The organism is Citrobacter sp. CK188 (genome assembly GCF_030333525.1).
Lineage (GTDB): Bacteria > Pseudomonadota > Gammaproteobacteria > Enterobacterales > Enterobacteriaceae > Citrobacter_B > Citrobacter_B koseri.
The window spans coordinates 169,495-188,335 of record NZ_JAOWFU010000001.1 but is presented as its reverse complement, the minus strand read 5'-3'; the positions used below and the strand labels follow the sequence as shown (position 1 = coordinate 188,335).

Annotated in this window: 17 protein-coding genes; 9 read left to right on the top strand and 8 right to left on the bottom strand. The window is 55.7% G+C overall.

Features of this window, described 5'->3' with window-relative positions; all coding sequences use genetic code 11:
- The first annotated feature begins 173 nt into the window (after positions 1–173).
- On the top strand, positions 174–1,424 hold the full coding sequence (gene avtA, locus OGV67_RS00895) for a valine--pyruvate transaminase (protein WP_024131054.1): 1,251 nt from the start codon (positions 174–176) through the stop codon (positions 1,422–1,424).
- A 35-nt stretch (positions 1,425–1,459) separates the two neighbouring features.
- Here the strand turns inward: avtA and OGV67_RS00890 are convergent, their stop codons facing one another.
- Both OGV67_RS00890 and yiaJ read right to left on the bottom strand, forming a co-directional pair.
- Positions 1,460–1,933: a 4Fe-4S dicluster domain-containing protein gene (locus tag OGV67_RS00890; protein WP_012135712.1), complete on the bottom strand. Its 474-nt coding sequence runs from the start codon at positions 1,931–1,933 to the stop codon at positions 1,460–1,462.
- 117 nt (positions 1,934–2,050) lie between these two features.
- A complete protein-coding gene (yiaJ, locus tag OGV67_RS00885; RefSeq protein WP_058668270.1) occupies positions 2,051–2,866 on the bottom strand; it encodes an IclR family transcriptional regulator YiaJ in 816 nt (271 codons plus the stop codon).
- Between the two features lie 218 nt (positions 2,867–3,084).
- Between yiaJ and yiaK the strand changes: the two genes are divergently transcribed.
- From yiaK to araD, 8 genes are all read left to right on the top strand, one after another.
- Positions 3,085–4,083, top strand: coding sequence for a 3-dehydro-L-gulonate 2-dehydrogenase (gene yiaK, locus OGV67_RS00880; protein ID WP_286464843.1), 999 nt, complete (start codon positions 3,085–3,087; stop codon positions 4,081–4,083).
- A gap of 11 nt (positions 4,084–4,094) precedes the next feature.
- Positions 4,095–4,559, top strand: coding sequence for a YhcH/YjgK/YiaL family protein (locus OGV67_RS00875; RefSeq protein ID WP_071259231.1), 465 nt, complete (start codon positions 4,095–4,097; stop codon positions 4,557–4,559).
- A 22-nt stretch (positions 4,560–4,581) separates the two neighbouring features.
- Positions 4,582–5,511: a DUF4862 family protein gene (locus OGV67_RS00870; RefSeq protein WP_104868035.1), complete on the top strand. Its 930-nt coding sequence runs from the start codon at positions 4,582–4,584 to the stop codon at positions 5,509–5,511.
- A gap of 105 nt (positions 5,512–5,616) precedes the next feature.
- Positions 5,617–6,936: an MFS transporter gene (locus OGV67_RS00865; protein ID WP_047460323.1), complete on the top strand. Its 1,320-nt coding sequence runs from the start codon at positions 5,617–5,619 to the stop codon at positions 6,934–6,936.
- A 90-nt stretch (positions 6,937–7,026) separates the two neighbouring features.
- A complete protein-coding gene (locus OGV67_RS00860) occupies positions 7,027–8,532 on the top strand; it encodes an FGGY-family carbohydrate kinase (RefSeq protein WP_286464842.1) in 1,506 nt (501 codons plus the stop codon).
- The gene (ulaD, locus tag OGV67_RS00855; protein ID WP_115614313.1) at positions 8,529–9,191 is read left to right on the top strand and encodes a 3-keto-L-gulonate-6-phosphate decarboxylase UlaD; all 663 of its coding nucleotides are present in this window, start codon (positions 8,529–8,531) and stop codon (positions 9,189–9,191) included. Before OGV67_RS00860 ends, ulaD begins: the two co-directional genes overlap by 4 nt.
- Positions 9,184–10,044 (top strand): L-ribulose-5-phosphate 3-epimerase, encoded by an 861-nt coding sequence (locus tag OGV67_RS00850; RefSeq protein WP_112001412.1) that lies wholly within the window; start codon positions 9,184–9,186, stop codon positions 10,042–10,044. The genes ulaD and OGV67_RS00850 overlap by 8 nt, the downstream gene beginning before the upstream one ends.
- On the top strand, positions 10,038–10,733 hold the full coding sequence (gene araD, locus OGV67_RS00845; protein ID WP_012135722.1) for an L-ribulose-5-phosphate 4-epimerase: 696 nt from the start codon (positions 10,038–10,040) through the stop codon (positions 10,731–10,733). Before OGV67_RS00850 ends, araD begins: the two co-directional genes overlap by 7 nt.
- 85 nt (positions 10,734–10,818) lie before the next feature.
- On the opposite strand, the gene OGV67_RS00840 is transcribed toward araD, so the two are convergent.
- The 6 genes from OGV67_RS00840 to OGV67_RS00815 all read right to left on the bottom strand — a co-directional run bounded on the left by OGV67_RS00840 (position 10,819) and on the right by OGV67_RS00815 (position 18,704).
- Positions 10,819–11,232: a winged helix-turn-helix domain-containing protein gene (locus tag OGV67_RS00840; RefSeq protein ID WP_012135723.1), complete on the bottom strand. Its 414-nt coding sequence runs from the start codon at positions 11,230–11,232 to the stop codon at positions 10,819–10,821.
- 441 nt (positions 11,233–11,673) lie between these two features.
- Positions 11,674–13,212, bottom strand: a complete 1,539-nt coding sequence (gene aldB, locus OGV67_RS00835) for an aldehyde dehydrogenase AldB (RefSeq protein WP_115614312.1) — start codon at positions 13,210–13,212, stop codon at positions 11,674–11,676.
- 210 nt (positions 13,213–13,422) lie between these two features.
- Positions 13,423–14,574 carry an L-threonine dehydrogenase gene (gene yiaY, locus OGV67_RS00830; protein ID WP_049011073.1) on the bottom strand — a complete coding sequence of 384 codons (1,152 nt, stop codon included), beginning with the start codon at positions 14,572–14,574 and terminating at the stop codon, positions 13,423–13,425.
- Between the two features lie 186 nt (positions 14,575–14,760).
- Positions 14,761–16,608, bottom strand: a complete 1,848-nt coding sequence (selB, locus tag OGV67_RS00825) for a selenocysteine-specific translation elongation factor (protein WP_115614311.1) — start codon at positions 16,606–16,608, stop codon at positions 14,761–14,763.
- Positions 16,605–17,996 carry an L-seryl-tRNA(Sec) selenium transferase gene (gene selA / locus OGV67_RS00820; RefSeq protein ID WP_115614310.1) on the bottom strand — a complete coding sequence of 464 codons (1,392 nt, stop codon included), beginning with the start codon at positions 17,994–17,996 and terminating at the stop codon, positions 16,605–16,607. Before selA ends, selB begins: the two co-directional genes overlap by 4 nt.
- Positions 17,997–18,095: 99 nt before the next feature.
- Positions 18,096–18,704 carry a glutathione S-transferase gene (locus OGV67_RS00815; protein WP_115614309.1) on the bottom strand — a complete coding sequence of 203 codons (609 nt, stop codon included), beginning with the start codon at positions 18,702–18,704 and terminating at the stop codon, positions 18,096–18,098.
- Positions 18,705–18,841: the final 137 nt, after the last annotated feature.

The window sequence follows — 18,841 nt, the reverse complement described above, 5'->3', positions numbered from 1 at the left end:
CTGCCTGACGTCCGGCGTGCCCATCCGCCGGACGTCTCATCAAAACAAAACACCAGCCAGATAAAAATCTTCAGCATAAAGCATCACCCACGGCGTTAACGCCTGATTTGCACCCTGCCATAGGTAGCGCTATGGTTAGCCACTTTGATAATGAGTTCGACAGACCACCTGCTATGACATTCTCACTTTTTGGCGACAAATTTACCCGCCATTCAGGCATTACCCGCCTGATGGAAGACCTCAATGACGGCTTACGCACGCCCGGCGCAATCATGCTCGGCGGGGGTAATCCAGCGCAAATCCCGGAAATGCAGAATTACTTCCATTCGCTACTGGGCGAAATGCTGGAAAACGGCAAAGCCACTGATGCGCTTTGTAATTATGACGGTCCGCAGGGAAAAACGGAGCTACTGACAGCGCTCGCGTCGCTGCTGCGTGAGAATCTGGGTTGGGATATCGAACCACAGAATATTGCACTAACAAACGGCAGTCAGAGCGCGTTTTTCTACTTGTTTAATCTCTTCGCCGGACGCCGCGCCGACGGGACGACTAAAAAAGTGCTGTTCCCGCTGGCACCGGAATACATTGGTTATGCCGATTCCGGGCTGGAAGAGGATCTTTTCGTTTCCGCTCGCCCGAATATCGAGCTATTGCCGGAAGGTCAGTTCAAATACCACGTTGATTTTGAACATCTGCGCATCGGGGAAGAGACCGGCATGATCTGCGTGTCGCGCCCGACTAACCCAACAGGCAATGTGATTACCGACGAAGAGCTGATGAAGCTGGATACCCTTGCCAATCAGCACGGCATCCCGCTGGTGATCGATAACGCCTACGGCGTTCCCTTCCCGGGCATTATTTTCAGCGAAGCGCGCCCGCTGTGGAATCCGAATATCATCCTGTGCATGAGCCTCTCTAAACTGGGGCTGCCCGGCAGCCGCTGCGGCATCATTATCGCCAATGAAAAAATCATCACCGCCATCACCAATATGAACGGCATTATCAGCCTGTCACCTGGCGGTATTGGCCCGGCAATGATGTGCGAAATGATTAAGCGTAACGACCTGCTGCGCCTGTCGGAAACGGTAATAAAACCGTTCTACTACCAGCGCGTACTGGAGACAATCGCGACCATTCGCCGGTATTTACCGGAAAATCGCTGCCTGATCCATAAGCCGGAAGGCGCTATTTTCCTCTGGCTGTGGTTCAAAGATTTGCCGATTTCAACTGAATTGCTGTACCAGCGTCTGAAAGCACGCGGCGTATTGATGGTTCCCGGCGACTACTTCTTCCCGGGGCTGGACAAACCCTGGCCGCATACGCATCAGTGCATGCGGATGAACTACGTTCCCGATCCGCAAAAAATTGAGGCAGGGGTGAAAATTCTTGCTGAAGAGGTTGAGCGCGCCTGGCGCGAAGGCTGACAGCCCCCCCGGTCATCGCCTGACCGGGGTGACACTCAGACGGGTTGCGCGTGCAGTCGTTGTCGCTGCACGTTTTCCACATCAAGGCACTGCAACGCGTCAGTCGGGCAAGCCTCCACGCATGCCGGGCCCGTTTCACGGTGCCAGCAAAGATCGCATTTAATCGCCTGTACGCGTGAGGTTCGCGACACAACGTTCATCGCGCCGAACGGGCACGCCAGCATACAGCTTTTACACCCGATACAGCGCGCTTGTTCCACGAAGATGTGCCCATGATCGCGACGAATTGCCTGCGTTGGGCACACGTTCGCGCAGGGGGCATCTTCACACTGGCGACATGCCGCCGCCGTGGTAAACGCATCGTCTTTAATGACCCGGATGCGGGAGACAAATTCCCCGGACGACACCGCCGCACAGTCCTGGTTCTCCTGATGCGCCACTACGCAGGCAACCTCACAGGTACGACAGCCGATACATTTCGCCGCATCCGCCATGATAAATCGGTTCATTGCCCTCTCCACCTGCGTAAAACCCCAGAGTGCCAGAGAGGGCGCGATCGCTGCTTTGATCCGACGAGGGAAACGATTAAATTTTGTCAGATGCCCATCATCTTCCGGGCGCCTGCCTTAATCGCGCACGGTAAAACCCAACTCATTCGAGATCGCCTGCGCGGTGTCACGCAGGGGCTTGAGCAGATTCTTCTCGCCGATTTGCTTGAGCCGGGACGTCGAAAGCGAAATAGAGATGGCGTATGGCACCCGATGGTGAATATCAAACACCGGCACGGCAATGCAGGAAACGCCCAGCTCATTCTCTTCGCGATCCATCGCCATACCGCTTTCACGAATTTGCGCCAGCTCGTCATACATCGCCGGCAACCCGGTAATGGTGTTACGGGTCAACGGCTGGATCTGATCCTTGTGGCTTTCCCAATAGGTTTCCACATAGTCAGGATGGCCGAACGCCATGTAAATCTTCCCCATCGCAGAGCAATACAGCGGCATATGCTGACCGATATAGGCGCGGGTGCGCAGCATGCCGGTGGTCGGCTCCAGCTTATAGATCAGGATGGCATGATCGTCTTCACGGCTGGAGAAGTTGACGGTCTCGCCAGTAGCGATATTCAGCGTCTCAAGATGCGGCGCAGCCACATGAATGATATTCAGCGATGACAGGGCTTTCTGCCCGACAGCGATAAATTTAGTGGTCAGACGATAGCTTCCGGCGGCAGGCGCGGGGGTGACATACCCGCAGGACTGCAACCCCTGTAGCAGTCGATGCACGGTACTTTTGTTCAGCCCTGCCAGTTCAGACAAGTGCGCCAGCGGGCATCCGTTCGGGTAGTTACTGAGGATCTCAATCAGCATCAAACCACGGAACAGGCTCTGACTACCGGCTGGCCTCTCTTTTTCTTGCGTCATTTCGCTCTCTTTTATGCCCATCGCTTCCGCTCCCCTTTTCGTCGCGCTCTGATGGTAGCGCAAAGTGTGTTTCAGTTCACGATCTGAACCGAAAAAACACAACTATTTGATTTTGATGATTTTAAAAAATAGACCACCCCGTTGATCTGTCAAAATTTGATCGCTATATTTGAAATCAGATTTCGCATAGTGAAATTTAAAGATAAAAAAGCGGTCAAAAATAAACGGGAGAAGCAGGAATGAAAGTAACTTTTGAGCAGTTAAAAGAGGCGTTCAATCGGGTGCTGCTGGCGCGCGGCGTTGCGGTGGAAACGGCTGACGCCTGTGCAGAGATGTTTGCCCGTACTACAGAATCCGGCGTCTATTCGCATGGCGTGAATCGCTTTCCCCGTTTCATTCAGCAACTGGATAATGGCGACATCATTCCTGATGCCAGACCGCAGCGCATCACCAGCCTTGGCGCCATCGAGCAGTGGGATGCTCAGCGAGCCATCGGCAATCTGACGGCGAAAAAAATGATGGATCGCGCCATTGAACTGGCTTCCGACCACGGCATCGGCCTGGTGGCGTTACGCAATGCCAACCACTGGATGCGCGGCGGCAGCTACGGCTGGCAGGCGGCGGAAAAAGGCTACATCGGCATCTGCTGGACCAACTCTATCGCCGTGATGCCGCCGTGGGGGTCAAAAGAGTGCCGCATTGGCACGAACCCGCTGATCGTCGCCATCCCTTCATCGCCAATCACCATGATCGATATGTCGATGTCGATGTTCTCCTACGGCATGTTAGAGGTGAACCGGCTGGCGGGACGTGAGCTGCCGGTAGACGGCGGGTTCGACGATGAAGGAAATTTGACCAAAGAACCTGGCGTGATCGAAAAAAATCGCCGCATTTTGCCGATGGGCTACTGGAAAGGGTCAGGTCTGTCGATTGTGCTGGATATGATCGCCACCCTGCTTTCCGACGGCGCTTCCGTTGCCGAAGTTACCCAGGAAAACAGCGACGAATACGGCGTTTCGCAGATCTTCATCGCTATTGAGGTCGATAAGCTGATTGATGGCGCCACGCGCGATGCCAAACTCCAGCGCATTATGGATTTCGTCACCACCGCCGAGCGCGCCGATGAGAACGTGGCAATCCGTCTGCCAGGCCACGAATTTACCCGGCTGCGGGATGAGAATCGCCGCAACGGCATCACCGTCGATGACAGCGTATGGGCCAAAATCCAGGCGCTGTAAGGAGGCATAGCATGATATTTGGACATATCGCACAGCCCAATCCGTGTCGTCTGCCAGACGCGATTGAAAAGGCGCTCGATTTCTTACGCACCACCGACTTTCGCACGCTGAACCCTGGGGTGGTGGAAATCGACGGCAAAAATATTTTTGCCCAGATAATTGATTTAACCACCCGCACTGCGGCTGAAAACCGTCCAGAAGTTCATCGCCGTTATCTGGATATTCAGTTTCTCGCCTGGGGTGAAGAAAAAATAGGGGTTGCCATCGACACCGGTAATAACCAAATCAGCGAATCGTTATTAGAACAGCGCGATATTATTTTCTATCACGACAGTGAACATGAATCTTTCTTTGAAATGGTTCCGGGAAGCTACGCTATTTTTTTCCCGCAGGATGTTCATCGCCCTGGCTGCAATAAAACGGTCGCGACACCCATACGGAAAATCGTCGTTAAAGTGGCAATATCCGCTTTATAAAACGTTATCTTTGGAGCACAACATGAAAACGAACAATACCGGTTATATTATCGGTGCGTATCCCTGTGCACCCTCATTTCACCAAAAGAGTGAAGAGGAAGAGAAGGAATTCTGGCGGCAACTCTCCGATACTCCTGATATTCGTGGGCTGGAGCAACCCTGCCTTGAACATCTTCACCCACTCGGCGACGCGTGGTTATTGCGCCATACGCCAGGCAACTGGCAAATCGTCGTGACGGCGATTATGGAAACCATGCGCCGTCGCGGTGAAAACCGCGGCTTTGGGCTGGCCTCCAGCAATGAAGATCAGCGTCAGGCCTGTGTGGCGTACTATCGCCACCTTTACCAGAAGATCACGACAATCAACGCGGCAAGCGCCGGGAAAGTGATCGCGCTTGAGCTGCACGCCGCACCGCTGGCCGATAACCCAAACGTCGCGCAGGCAACGGACGCATTTGCCCGTTCAGTGAAAGAGATCGCTGGCTGGGACTGGCCGTGCGACCTGGTGCTGGAACACTGCGACGCGATGACCAGCGCCGCGCCGCGCAAAGGATTCCTGCCTCTGGACAACGTGCTGGAGGTAATTGCCGACTACGACATCAGCGTTTGCATTAACTGGGCGCGTTCCGCCATTGAAGGACGCAACACCACCCTGCCACTAACCCATACGCAGCAGGTAAAACAGGCCGGTAAACTCGGCGCGCTGATGTTCTCCGGTACAACGCAAAGCGGTGAATACGGCGAATGGCAGGATTTACATGCGCCTTTCGCGCCTTTCTGCCCTGACAGCATGATGACGCAAGAACATGCCCGTGAATTACTGACCTGCGCAGGAACAGACGTTCTGCAATTCATGGGTATTAAGTTACTGGAAATTAACGCTAATGCCGACGTCAGTCACCGCGTAGCGATATTACGCGACGGCATTACGGCATTAAATAACGCCAAATAATAAGACGTTGCCGGATGGCGGCGTAGGTCTGATAAGCAAAACGTCATCAGGCATTAAATAATTTACTTTTCATCGCCAGAATACTTACTTTACGAGAATACGAAGATGAATATGACCTCTCGCCCTACAGAAAAAGATATACCTCGTCAGCGTTGGCTGCGAATTATTCCGCCCATTCTGATTACCTGTATTATTTCTTATATGGACCGCGTGAATATTGCTTTCGCGATGCCTGGCGGAATGGATGCCGAATTAGGTATTTCCGCCACTATGGCCGGTCTGGCTGGCGGGATTTTCTTCATCGGCTATCTGTTCTTACAGGTTCCCGGCGGCAAAATCGCCGTTCACGGCAGCGGCAAGAAATTTATCGGCTGGTCGCTGGTTGCCTGGGCGGTCATTTCCGTCCTCACAGGCTTAATCACCAACCAGTATCAATTGCTTGCCCTGCGTTTCTTACTGGGTGTGGCGGAAGGCGGCATGCTGCCCGTCGTACTGACGATGATCAGCAACTGGTTCCCGGATGCTGAACGCGGTCGTGCGAACGCCATTGTGATTATGTTTGTGCCGATTGCCGGGATTATCACCGCCCCGCTCTCCGGCTGGATAATCACCGTACTCGACTGGCGCTGGCTGTTCATTATTGAAGGTCTGCTCTCTCTCGTCGTGCTGGTGCTGTGGGCGTACACCATTTATGACCGGCCGCAGGAAGCCCGCTGGATCTCCGGGGCGGAAAAAAACTATCTGGTGGAAACCCTCGCCGCAGAACAGAAAGCCATTGCCGGAAGCGAAGTCAAAAACGCCTCTCTCAGCGCGGTCCTTTCCGACAAAACCATGTGGCAACTTATCGCCCTGAACTTCTTCTATCAGACCGGGATTTACGGTTACACCCTCTGGCTGCCAACCATCCTCAAAGAGCTGACCCACAGCAGCATGGGGCAAGTCGGCATGCTCGCCATTTTGCCGTACGTCGGCGCGATCGCCGGGATGTTCCTGTTCTCTTTCCTATCCGACCGCACGGGTAAACGCAAACTGTTTGTCTGCCTGCCGCTGATTGGCTTCGCCCTGTGCATGTTCCTGTCGGTGGCGCTGAAAAACCAAATCTGGCTGGCCTATGCCGCGCTGGTCGGCTGCGGCTTCTTCCTGCAATCGGCGGCGGGCGTTTTCTGGACGATCCCGGCACGTCTGTTCAGCGCCGAGATGGCGGGCGGCGCACGCGGCGTTATCAACGCGCTTGGCAACCTCGGCGGCTTCTGCGGCCCCTACGCGGTTGGCGTACTGATCACGCTGTACAGCAAAGATGCGGGCGTCTATTGCCTGGCGATCTCCCTGGCGCTGGCCGCGCTGCTGGCGTTGTTGCTGCCCGCGAAATGCGATGCGGGTTCGACACCGGCAAAGACAATGAGTCCGCGTAAACACGCCGCGTAACACCATGCCCGGGGCGCAGCGCTTACCGGGCCTACAAAACCCGTAGGCCGGATAAGCGTGGCGCCATCCGGCAAAAATGAGACATGAAAGATGAGAGAGAAAGAGGCCTTCTGGCTGGGCATCGATTGTGGCGGTACTTATCTGAAAGCCGGTTTGTATGACGCCAAAGGTCATGAGCATGGGATCAACCGGCAGTCGTTACAGACGGCAACGCCACTGCCGGGTTACGCCGAACGCGACATGCACCAGCTCTGGCAACAGTGTGCAGCCACCATTACCGGGCTTTTGCAGCGTACAGGCATCTCCGGCGAGCAAATTAAAGGTGTCGGTATCTCCGCTCAGGGTAAAGGACTGTTTCTGCTCGACAGGCAGGAGCAGCCGCTGGGCAGCGCCATTCTCTCTTCCGACCGCCGGGCGCTGAAGATTGTCCAGCGCTGGCAGCAGGACGGCATTCCTGAACAGCTTTACCCCGTTACCCGTCAGACGCTATGGACCGGGCATCCCGCTTCTCTGCTGCGCTGGATTAAAGATAACGACCCTCAACGTTACGCACAAATTGGCTGCGTGATGATGGGGCATGACTATCTGCGCTGGCGCTTAACTGGCATAAAAGGGTGCGAAGAGAGCAACATTTCTGAGTCCAACCTCTACAACATGAGCAGCGGGCAGTATGACCCGCGCCTGACCCAATGGTTGGGCATCAGTGAAATCGACGATGCGCTGCCCCCCATTATGGGGTCAGCCGAAATATGCGGGGAGATCACTGCTCAGGCAGCCGCCATCACCGGTCTGAAGGCGGGCACGCCCGTCGTCGGCGGTCTGTTTGACGTGGTTTCCACCGCGCTCTGCGCCGGTATTGAAGATGAATTTACCCTCAACGCGGTGATGGGCACCTGGGCGGTGACCAGCGGGATCACCGAGGGGTTGCGCGACCACGAAGCGCACCCTTATGTCTATGGCCGCTACGTCAACGACGGGCAGTACATCGTTCACGAAGCCAGCCCTACCTCATCCGGCAATCTTGAATGGTTTACCGCCCAGTGGGGCGAACTCTCTTTTGACGAGATCAACCAGGCCGTCGCCAGCCTGCCGAAAGCGAGCGGCGAACTCTTTTTCCTGCCGTTTCTGTACGGCAGCAATGCCGGGCTGGAGATGACCTGCGGCTTTTACGGCATGCAGGCGCTGCATACCCGCGCGCATCTGCTACAGGCCATTTACGAAGGGGTGGTGTTCAGCCACATGACCCATCTCAACCGTATGCGCGAACGCTTTACTGAGGCGCACACCCTGCGCGTAACCGGCGGCCCGGCGCACTCCGACGTCTGGATGCAGATGCTGGCGGATGTCAGCGGCCTGCGCATCGAACTGCCGCAGGTTGAAGAGACCGGCTGCTTTGGCGCCGCGCTCGCCGCCCGCGTCGGCACCGGCGTATACCGCAGTTTCAGCGAGGCTCAGCACGCCTTACGGCACCCGGTACGCACGCTGATGCCCGACATGGCCGCGCACCGTCTTTATCAGCGCAAATACCACCAATACCAGGATTTGATTCAGGCATTACAGGGCTACCACGCCCGCATTAAGGAGCACGCATTATGAGCCGACCATTACTGCAACTGGCGCTCGACCACACCAACCTTCAGGCGGCGCTTCGCGATGTCGCCCTGTTACAGGACCACGTCGATATCGTTGAGGCTGGCACCATCCTCTGTTTAACCGAGGGGCTTGGCGCGGTGAAAGCGCTGCGCGCCCAGTGCCCGGATAAAATCATCGTTGCCGACTGGAAGGTGGCCGATGCGGGCGAAACGCTCGCGCAGCAGGCTTTTGCCGCAGGCGCCAACTGGATGACGATTATCTGTGCGGCACCGCTCGCCACGGTGGAGAAAGGCCATGCCGTCGCGCAATCCTGCGGCAGTGAAATTCAAATGGAGCTGTTCGGCAACTGGACGCTGGACGATGCCCGCGCGTGGTATCGCACCGGTGTGCGCCAGGCGATTTACCACCGTGGGCGCGACGCGCAGGCCAGCGGACAGCAGTGGGGAGACGCGGATCTGGCACGAATGAAGGCGCTTTCTGACATTGGCCTGGAGCTGTCGATTACCGGCGGCATTACGCCTGCCGATCTGCCGTTGTTTAAAGATATTCGCGTCAAAGCATTTATCGCCGGGCGCGCGCTGGCAGGGGCGGCGCATCCGGCACAGGTTGCTGCCGGGTTCCACGCGCAAATTAACGCCATCTGGGGAGAGCAGCATGCGTAATCATCCGTTAGGTATCTATGAAAAAGCGCTGGCAAAAGACCTCAGTTGGCCGGAGCGCCTGGTGCTGGCGAAAAGCTGCGGCTTTGACTTTGTCGAAATGTCGGTGGATGAGACCGACGAACGCCTGTCGCGCCTGGACTGGAGCCCCACGCAGCGGGCGTCGCTGGTGACCGCCATGCTGGAAACCGGCGTGGCCATCCCGTCAATGTGCCTGTCCGCGCATCGTCGCTTTCCCTTCGGCAGTCGCGATGAGGCCGTACGCCAGCGGGCGCACGACATCATGACCAAAGCGATTCACCTGGCGCGCGATCTGGGTATCCGCACCATTCAACTGGCGGGTTATGACGTCTATTACGAAGAACATGACGAAGGTACGCAACAACGCTTTGCCGAAGGGCTGGCGTGGGCGGTGGAGCAAGCCGCAGCGGCGCAGGTGATGCTGGCGGTGGAGATCATGGACACCGCCTTTATGAACTCCATCAGCAAATGGAAAAAATGGGACGCGCTGCTCGCCTCGCCGTGGTTTAGCGTTTACCCGGATGTCGGCAATCTCAGCGCCTGGGGCAACGACGTCGCCGCTGAGCTGAAGCTCGGTATTGACCGCATCGCCGCCATCCACCTGAAAGACACGCAGCCGGTGACAGAGAACAGCCCCGGTCAGTTCCGCGACGTGCCGTTCGGCGAAGGGTGCGTGGATTTTGTAGGCATCTTCAAAACGCTGCATGAGCTGAACTACCGTGGCGCGTTTTTGATTGAGATGTGGACGGAAAAGGCCAAAGAGCCGGTGCTGGAAATTATCCAGGCGCGGCGCTGGATAGAAGCGCGTATGCAGGAAGGAGGATTCACATGTTAGAGCAGTTAAAAGCCGAGGTGCTGGCAGCCAATCTGGCGCTTCCGGCACACCATCTGGTGACATTCACCTGGGGTAACGTCAGCGCCGTAGATGAAACGCGAAAACTGATGGTCATTAAACCTTCCGGCGTTGAATATGACGTCATGACCGCCGACGATATGGTGGTGGTGGAGATCGCCAGCGGCAAGGTCGTTGAAGGCAGCAAAAAGCCCTCGTCCGATACGCCGACGCATCTGGCGCTCTATCGTCGTTATCCGCAGATCGGCGGAATTGTGCATACCCATTCCCGCCATGCAACGATCTGGTCACAGGCGGGTCTTGACCTGCCCGCCTGGGGCACCACGCATGCCGACTATTTCTATGGCGCAATCCCCTGTACCCGGCTGATGACCGTGGAGGAAATTAAAGGGGAATACGAATACCAGACGGGCGAGGTAATCATCAAAACCTTTGAAGAACGCGGTCTGAACCCAATGCAGATCCCGGCGGTATTAGTCCACTCACACGGGCCATTCGCCTGGGGGAAAGACGCCGCTGACGCCGTGCATAACGCCGTGGTGCTTGAGGAGTGCGCCTATATGGGGCTGTTTTCGCGCCAGCTCACGCCGCAGCTACCGGATATGCAGCCAGAATTGCTCGACAAACATTATCTGCGTAAACACGGCGCGAACGCCTATTACGGGCAGTAAGACAATAAAAAAATCCCTGGGCGTAAAACGTCCAGGGTAAGAATCCGAAGGCGACATCACGCTACGGAATAAACGGTTACTGACCTCAGCGATATCGGTATTGATAATCTACATTGTCCACCACACTATAAAGCGGTTGAATATCATCCAGTGCCAGTATGTACCCACTTCCTTTCACGCAGACAATTGAATTCTTCGGTAGCCCCAGCAGACTTAATTTATTATTTAGATTTTTGACGACTTTAGATAAACGCTGCGTGGAAGCACATAATTCATTTTTTTCCCAAACGTTGATGAGTAATTCATCCTTTGAGACATATTGAGAACGTGCATTGACCAAAAGGTAAACAAACAGATGGAGCATTGTCCGATTAAAAAACACTCCACAGAAAGAGATGACGCTATCCATTTTATTAACCGGCAGCCGGAAAATTCGAGCTTCGTTAATATCAAGGAATATTTCCCTGCCAATCATAAATCCATGTAACTGATATTCCATACTTTAGATACTCACGTTGAGCTAAACCAGAGATACCTGCTCATGTTCACCTCCTCCTTGATTATTGTGTAAGCCTCAAGTGTAAAAAAAAGCAATTTATTTTCAATAGTTAACCGACACAACTCTTTTCCCACACCTTTCTGATGGGGTATAGGTTTAATAGCTGAAAAAAATATTTGTATAAATTAATGTAATTACTAAAGACAAACGATTAGCAGTATAAGCTAAATAGACAGGGCCGGTGCATGTGACAATTAAATATTATATATTTATCTCAAATTACAGTTAATAATGCTGCGCCGGGTTCCCAACGACCGAACAGCGGCTTCACTCTCTCCGGCAAATCTGCCCGATGGCGCTACGCTTATCGGGCCTACATGTGCGGTTTTCCGTAGGCCCGATAAGGCGAAGCCGCCATCCGGCAACGTGGTTATACGGCGCTTAAAACAGCCCCAGCGGTTTATCGGAATAGCTCACCAGCAAACATTTGGTTTGCTGATAATGCTCCAGCATCATTTTGTGGGTCTCGCGGCCAATCCCCGACTGCTTATAGCCGCCGAACGCAGCATGCGCCGGGTAAGCATGATAGCAGTTGGTCCATACGCGTCCCGCCTGAATACCGCGCCCCATTTTGTACGCCAGGTTGCCGTTACGACTCCAGACTCCGGCGCCAAGCCCGTACTGGGTGTCGTTAGCCAGTTCCAGCGCTTCCTCCATCGTCCTGAAGGTCGTCACCGCCAGCACCGGGCCAAAAATCTCCTCCTGGAAGACGCGCATATTGTTCTTACCAAACAGGATGGTCGGTTCGAGGTAATAGCCCTCTTTCAGCTCTCCTTCCAGCTGCTTGCGCCGCCCGCCGGTTAACACATCCGCGCCTTCTTTCTTACCGATATCAATGTAGTTGAGGATGGTTTCCAGTTGGCCCTGGGAGACCTGCGCGCCCATCTGCGTAACGCTGTCGAGCGGGTTACCGCTGCGAATGCTTTCGACGCGACGAATGGCCCGCTCCATAAAGCGCTCATAAATGGACTCCTGTACCAGCGCGCGGCTCGGGCAGGTACAAACTTCGCCCTGGTTAAAGGCAAACAGCGCAAAGCCCTCCAGCGCCTTGTCGAAAAACGCATCCTCTTCATCCATCACATCGGCGAAGAAAATATTGGGGGACTTACCGCCCAGCTCCAGCGTTACCGGGATAATGTTTTGTGTCGCGTACTGCATGATCTGTTGCCCGACTTCCGTCGAACCGGTAAACGCCACCTTCGCGATCCGCTTCGACGTCGCCAGATATTCGCCGATCTCTCCGCCCGCGCCGTTCACGACGTTGACCACGCCCGGCGGGAGCAGGTCGCCAACGATTTCCATCAGCAACAGAACCGAAAGCGGCGTCAGACGCGCAGGTTTGAGCACCACGCAGTTCCCCGCCGCCAGCGCCGGGGCCATTTTCCAGCTCGCCATCAGCAGCGGGAAGTTCCACGGGATGATCTGCCCCACCACGCCCAGAGGTTCATGGAAGTGATAGGCCACCATTTCGCTGTCAACTTCGCTGATACCGCCCTCTTGTGCGCGGATACAGGACGCAAAATAGCGGAAATGGTCGATCGCCAGCGGCACGTCGGCAGCGCTGGTTTCACGGATGGGTTTGCCGTTATCCCAGGTTTCCGCCGTTGCCAGCAGTTCCAGGTTTTGCTCCATGCGATCGGCAATCTTAAACAGAATTGCGGCGCGATCCTGCACGGACGTATGCGCCCACTGTTCTTTCACTTTATGCGCGGCATCCAGCGCCAGATCGATATCTTTTTTGCCGGAAGAGGCGACTTCACACAGCAGTTGCCCGGTCACCGGCGTCAGATTCTGGTAATACTCGCCGTCTACCGGTGCGACCCAGTCTCCGCCGATAAAGTTGTCGTAGCGGGCTTTTAATTTCAGAGGAAAACCATACTCGCCGGGCTGAATACGCGTTGAAGGGGGATTATTGGTCATGACCGTCTCCTTACTGTAGGGGTACTACAAAGGTTAGACGGGACTGGCGAAATCTTCGCCAGCCTTTTACTGCTTTACGACTGCGGTCACGATATAGACAAGCGGATGTTTAAGCCGTTTCACCTTACAGCACAGTGTAGGCCCGATAAGCGCAGCGCCATCGGGCATGACGCCGGAATGACACGATGCGTATATCCGGCAATCACTCAATTACATCGCCGCGTGGTAAATCGCCATGATCTCGTCGTGGGTCGCCTGAATAGGGTTGGTCAGGCCACAGGCGTCTTTCAGCGCATTGGTCGCCAGCACGGAAATATCTTCTTCTTTCACATTCAGGTCGCGCAGACCCGCTGGAATGTTGACCTGCTGCGCCAGCTGACGGATAGCGTCAATGCACGCTTTCGCGCCGTCGGCTTCACTCATCCCGGTTACATTAACGCCCATCGCAGCCGCACAGTCACGCAGACGGCCTGCCGCGACCTGGCTGTTAAATACCTGAACGTGCGGCAACAGCACCGCATTACATACGCCGTGCGGCAGATTGTAGAAGCCGCCGAGCTGGTGCGCCATCGCGTGGACATAGCCCAGAGAAGCATTGTTAAACGCCATACCAGCCAGGAATTGCGCATAGGCCATCGCTTCGCGCGCCTGCGCGTTGCTGCCCTCTTCCACGGCAATCGCCAGGTTTTCCGCAATCATAGAGATGGCTTTCAGCGCGCACGCATCAGTAATCGGCGTTGCGGCAATAGAAACATAGGCTTCAATGGCGTGGGTTAACGCATCCATGCCGGTCGCGGCGGTCAGCGATTTTGGCATCCCCATCATCAACGAAGAGTCATTCACGGAGAGCAGCGGCGTAACGTGTTTATCCACAATCGCCATCTTAATATGGCGCGCTTCGTCGGTAATGATGCAGAAGCGGGTCATTTCTGATGCCGTTCCCGCCGTCGTGTTGATAGCAACCATCGGTAGCTGAGGTTTCGCGGAGCGATCCACGCCTTCATAGTCGCGGATGTCGCCGCCGTTCGCCGCCACCAGCGCGATGCCTTTCGCGCAGTCGTGCGGGGAGCCGCCGCCCAGCGAAATTACGCTATCGCACCCGTGTTCTTTCAGGAGTTTCAGCCCGGCAGCCACGTTTTCGGTGGTCGGGTTCGGCTGCGTGCCATCATAAATAACGCTGAAAATATCGCGTTCCTGCAACGCTTTCTGAATATCTCCAGCCATGCCTAATGTTGTCAACATGCTATCCGTGACAATTAATGTACGGCGAAAACCATATTCCGCCATAGTATTCATTGCTTCTTTTAATGCACCAGCGCCGATTACATTCACGGAAGGAATAAAAAATGTTGAAGCAGCCATTGTACCATCCTTAATTACTGAAATAAGGCTGGCAGCATACGGATGAACCTGTCGTGAAAATATGATCGCTGTTGTTATTTTCCCATTATAAAATATAAAAAAGCACATTAGGTTCATCGCCTGCTGTGCTTTATATAATTCAAGAAAACAATTGTATTAATTCATTTTCTATTTTAATAATTCGTATCATTCTTTTGCCGGAAATAATAACGCATCGCGTAATAAATGATCGTTTCCGCGACGGCGCGTGAATCCTGTCCGGTCAAAATATTCCAGAATCTGAATGGCGAGTTTTCGTCCAACATTCAACCGATCGCGAAAATCAGCGGCGCAGGTCGAGCCTCTCTCCTGATCCAGTTCGCGGATCAGGTTCGCAAAAGCGACAATCCGATCGTTACGGTAATAACGATCTTTCACGATCGCGGTAATCATGCCCTGCTGTGCCGCCTGTCGCAGCACCTGCCGCATAACCTGCTCGTCCACGCCCTTTTCTTTCGCCAGATCGCGCACCCACCAGGGGTCATCGCCAAACAGCGGCTCAATGTTTTGCCAGACGGCCTGCTGCTCGTCGCTGAAACCGGCTTTGTGATCCGGTAAATGCAACCAGCCGTGGTGGCTGTGAATCACGCCGCTTTCACGCATACGGTCGATAAGCAGCAGCACCAGCGCTTCGTCTTCCATCGGGAGCGCCATACGCCGCAAACGCTCGCGCCCCGGGCCGGGCTCATCGCGATGGTGTTCGTGGTACATCGCGAGCGTATCCAGAATCTTACGCTGCCAGCGCGCGGCGACAGGGGCGTTCAACAGGCTGTAACCCGCCTGAATAAAACCATGCTGTTCAATAAGCTGGCGCATACCGTCGCCGTTGAGCTGCCGCGCCCACACGAAATCAGGAATATTCACCGCGCCGCGTTCGAGATGCGTCGCCAGCGCGGCGCTGTCATCCCTGGCGTTTTCCAGCGCCGACAGCCATTGCAGATATTCCGGTTTACGTTTACCGCGACGCGGCGAGTTGAGCGTCACCACACGTGCGCCAGCAAGCGTGGTACGGGCAGAAATATCGCGTAATACCAGCCGGTCGTTATCGGCAAGCCATAGCGGCGTATCGAACACCAGTTCCGCCAGCGTGTCCTCCAGCAGGGAAATACGTCCGGTGACATGGCTGGCGGCGTGGTGAATATGCAGCGGTTGCCATTGCACGAGCGGCGCAGCATGTTCTAACGAAACGATGACGCGTGAAAAGGCATCCGGCGGTACGTCAGAGAGAAGCCAGTCGCCACGGTTAAGCTGCTCTTTTTCCGCATCGCCCGCGATATTCAGCGCAATACGCTGTCCGGCATGAGCGTGTTCAGTCGCCTGATTCTGCGCATGCAGGCTGCGCACGCGCATGGGCTTATTCACACCGGTCAGCCACAGCGTATCGCCAACGTTCACTTCGCCGCTGAGCGCCGTACCGGTCACCACCAGCCCTGCGCCTTTCACCGTAAACGCGCGATCGATCGCCAGGCGAAAGCTCTGATGGCCGGGATGCGCGCGGCCCGTCAACTGCCGTAAATGCTCGCGCAATGCCTCAATACCGCGCCCTTCATTCGCGGCGGTGACAAACAGCGTCGCGTCGGCAAACCCGTAATGGCCCAGCGTCGCCAGAATCTCTTCCCGCACCTCTTCGATTCGCGCTTCGTCCACCCGGTCGGCTTTGGTCAGCGCAACCGTAAGCTGCGGATTGCCCGTCAGTTGTAAAATTTGCAGATGCTCGCGGGTCTGCGCCATCACGCCGTCATCGCAGGCGACAACCAGCAGCGCATGATCGATACCGCCCACGCCCGCCAGCATGTTGGAGAGAAACTTTTCATGACCGGGAACGTCGATAAATCCCAGTACGCGGCCATCCGGCTGCGGCCAGTAGGCATACCCCAGATCGATGGTCATACCGCGTTTTTTTTCTTCCGGCAGGCGATCGGCATTCACGCCGGTAATCGCCTGTAATAGCGTTGTTTTTCCGTGGTCAACGTGTCCGGCGGTTGCAATAATCATTTCAACATCATCTCCATAAACCGGGTCTCGTCTTCAAGGCAGCGGATATCCAGCCACAGGCGACCATCGTAAATTCGGCCAATGATCGGGACGGGCAGCGCGCGCCAGCGAGCCGCCAGCGCCTCAAGACGGCTTCCGCGCCCGTCATGCGGTGTAAAGGTCAGCGCCGCGCTGGGCAGCCGATCAACCGGCAGCGAACCGCTGCCAATCTGCGACAGGCAAGGCATCACGTTTACCGCGAACTCCGCGCTAAAGCGTGCGGCAAGCGCCGCCTGTAGCCGCTGCGCCTGCGCCTGAATCGCCGCTTCACTGCGGGTTAACAGCCGCAGCGTCGGCAGTTTCTCCGCCAGCGCTTCCGGGTGCAGATAAAGCCGCAGGGTTGCCTCCAGCGCCGCCAGCGTCATTTTGTCGGCACGCAGGGCCCGCTTCAGCGGGTGGCTTTGCAGTTGCGCAATCATCTCTTTCTTGCCGACAATGATCCCGGCCTGCGGCCCGCCCAGCAGCTTGTCGCCAGAGAAGCTGACCAAGCTGACACCTGCGGCAATCAGCTGCTGCGGCATCGGTTCTTTCGGCAAGCCGTACTGACTGAGATCCACCAGCGAACCGCTGCCCAGATCCGCCACCACCGGGATATCCAGCTCCAGCCCAATAGCGGCCAGCTCTGCCTCATCCACCGCTTTGGTGAAGCCTTCAATACTGTAATTACTGGTATGCACTTTCATCAACAGGCCGGTGTTTTCATTCACCGCCTGACGATAATCTTTCGCGTGAGTCCGGTTGGTGGTGCCTACTTCATGCAGCGTACAGCCCGCCTGACGCATCACATCAGGAATACGAAACGCGCCGCCAATCTCCACCAGTTCGCCACGCGATACCACCACCTCTTTACCGTTCGCCGTCGCCGCCAGCATCAGCAACACGGCCGCCGCGTTGTTGTTCACAATACAGGCGTCTTCCACCCCGGTAATGCGACATAACAGGTCCGCCAGCGCCCGATCGCGGTGCCCGCGCCCGGCGCCATCCAGATCATATTCCAGTGTGACCGGAGCGCGCATTGCCTGCGTCACCGCGTCAATCGCCTCTTCCGCCTGCTGCGCACGCCCCAGATTGGTGTGCAGCACCGTTCCCGTCAGGTTAATCACCGGACGCAGCGCGCTTTGCGCCTCTTTTGCCAGCCGGATATTCACCTCTTGCGCCCAGTTCTCGCACCACGCGGGCAGCGCCTGCGTATCGCGAATCGCTTCCCTTGCTTCATCCAACATCTGGCGAAGCAGATCCACCACCCTGGTGTGCCCGTGGGTGTCACGTAAAGAGAGAAAAGTGCTGTCACGCAGTAAGCGATCGATAGCAGGAAGCTGGCTGTAGAGTGAACGCGTTTCGGTTGTCATGAAAAAGGCCTGGCTGTTGGTGGCCCCCTCCGGTGCGGAGAGGGATATCGACATGAGGGGGATTGTACCGTGAGTTTGCTCAGGCGGACATAATACGCATCAAGCCTTTGGCGGTTCCGTGCGGGCAAAGCTTTCGCGTTGAAAGAGCGTTTCCACCAGTTTGACTAAGTGCGGTCTGTCCACGCACCAGCCCGGCGCCACGCGGCGGAAATTGAGGTAGCCCACGGCGCAGGCAATGGCGATGGTTGCCAGATTCACGGTATCGGTCTTAATCGTCCCGTCCACCAGATAGCCTTCCAGCACGTCCAGGCTACGGTTGATTTTCTCGCGCTGGCGCAACAGTTCCGTTTCAGACTGCTGCGCCGCCGGGCGCGCCTGCTCACGCACGGAAACCAGACCGGCATCCATAATGCCGTCCGCCAGCGCTTCAATCTGCCGTACTTTCAGTGAGGCCAGCGGTTCACGCGGAATCATCACCGGAGCAATATCCAGTAACTCAATATATTCGGCGATTATCGGGGAATCGAACCAGCACTCTCCCTTATCCGTCACCAGCGCGGGGACTTTGCCAAGCGGGTTGTACTGCGCCACGCCGTTTTCCGCGTTGTAGGGAAGTTCATTCACAAATTCGAAAGTGATGCCCTTTTCCAGCAATAAAACCGAAATCTTTCGCACAAAAGGGCTGGTATAGCTGCCGATGAGTTTCATGCCGTGTCCTTTTTGCCAACAAAAAATAAAGTGGTATCAATAAATCTTGCCTTAGTTTTGCCGGATGGCGGCGCAAGCGCCTTATCCGGTCTACACATTGCAGACATTGTTTCTGTCGGTCTGATAAGCATAGCGCC

Excerpts from the sequence above, each read along its gene's own strand:
- avtA (WP_024131054.1), top strand. The coding sequence starts at position 174 with ATGACATTCTCACTTTTTGGCGACAAATTTACCCGCCATTCAGGCATT.
- OGV67_RS00890 (WP_012135712.1), bottom strand. The coding sequence starts at position 1,933 with ATGAACCGATTTATCATGGCGGATGCGGCGAAATGTATCGGCTGTCGT.
- yiaJ (WP_058668270.1), bottom strand. The coding sequence starts at position 2,866 with ATGGGCATAAAAGAGAGCGAAATGACGCAAGAAAAAGAGAGGCCAGCC.
- yiaK (WP_286464843.1), top strand. The coding sequence starts at position 3,085 with ATGAAAGTAACTTTTGAGCAGTTAAAAGAGGCGTTCAATCGGGTGCTG.
- OGV67_RS00875 (WP_071259231.1), top strand. The coding sequence starts at position 4,095 with ATGATATTTGGACATATCGCACAGCCCAATCCGTGTCGTCTGCCAGAC.
- OGV67_RS00870 (WP_104868035.1), top strand. The coding sequence starts at position 4,582 with ATGAAAACGAACAATACCGGTTATATTATCGGTGCGTATCCCTGTGCA.
- OGV67_RS00865 (WP_047460323.1), top strand. The coding sequence starts at position 5,617 with ATGAATATGACCTCTCGCCCTACAGAAAAAGATATACCTCGTCAGCGT.
- OGV67_RS00860 (WP_286464842.1), top strand. The coding sequence starts at position 7,027 with ATGAGAGAGAAAGAGGCCTTCTGGCTGGGCATCGATTGTGGCGGTACT.
- ulaD (WP_115614313.1), top strand. The coding sequence starts at position 8,529 with ATGAGCCGACCATTACTGCAACTGGCGCTCGACCACACCAACCTTCAG.
- OGV67_RS00850 (WP_112001412.1), top strand. The coding sequence starts at position 9,184 with ATGCGTAATCATCCGTTAGGTATCTATGAAAAAGCGCTGGCAAAAGAC.
- araD (WP_012135722.1), top strand. The coding sequence starts at position 10,038 with ATGTTAGAGCAGTTAAAAGCCGAGGTGCTGGCAGCCAATCTGGCGCTT.
- OGV67_RS00840 (WP_012135723.1), bottom strand. The coding sequence starts at position 11,232 with ATGGAATATCAGTTACATGGATTTATGATTGGCAGGGAAATATTCCTT.
- aldB (WP_115614312.1), bottom strand. The coding sequence starts at position 13,212 with ATGACCAATAATCCCCCTTCAACGCGTATTCAGCCCGGCGAGTATGGT.
- yiaY (WP_049011073.1), bottom strand. The coding sequence starts at position 14,574 with ATGGCTGCTTCAACATTTTTTATTCCTTCCGTGAATGTAATCGGCGCT.
- selB (WP_115614311.1), bottom strand. The coding sequence starts at position 16,608 with ATGATTATTGCAACCGCCGGACACGTTGACCACGGAAAAACAACGCTA.
- selA (WP_115614310.1), bottom strand. The coding sequence starts at position 17,996 with ATGACAACCGAAACGCGTTCACTCTACAGCCAGCTTCCTGCTATCGAT.
- OGV67_RS00815 (WP_115614309.1), bottom strand. The coding sequence starts at position 18,704 with ATGAAACTCATCGGCAGCTATACCAGCCCTTTTGTGCGAAAGATTTCG.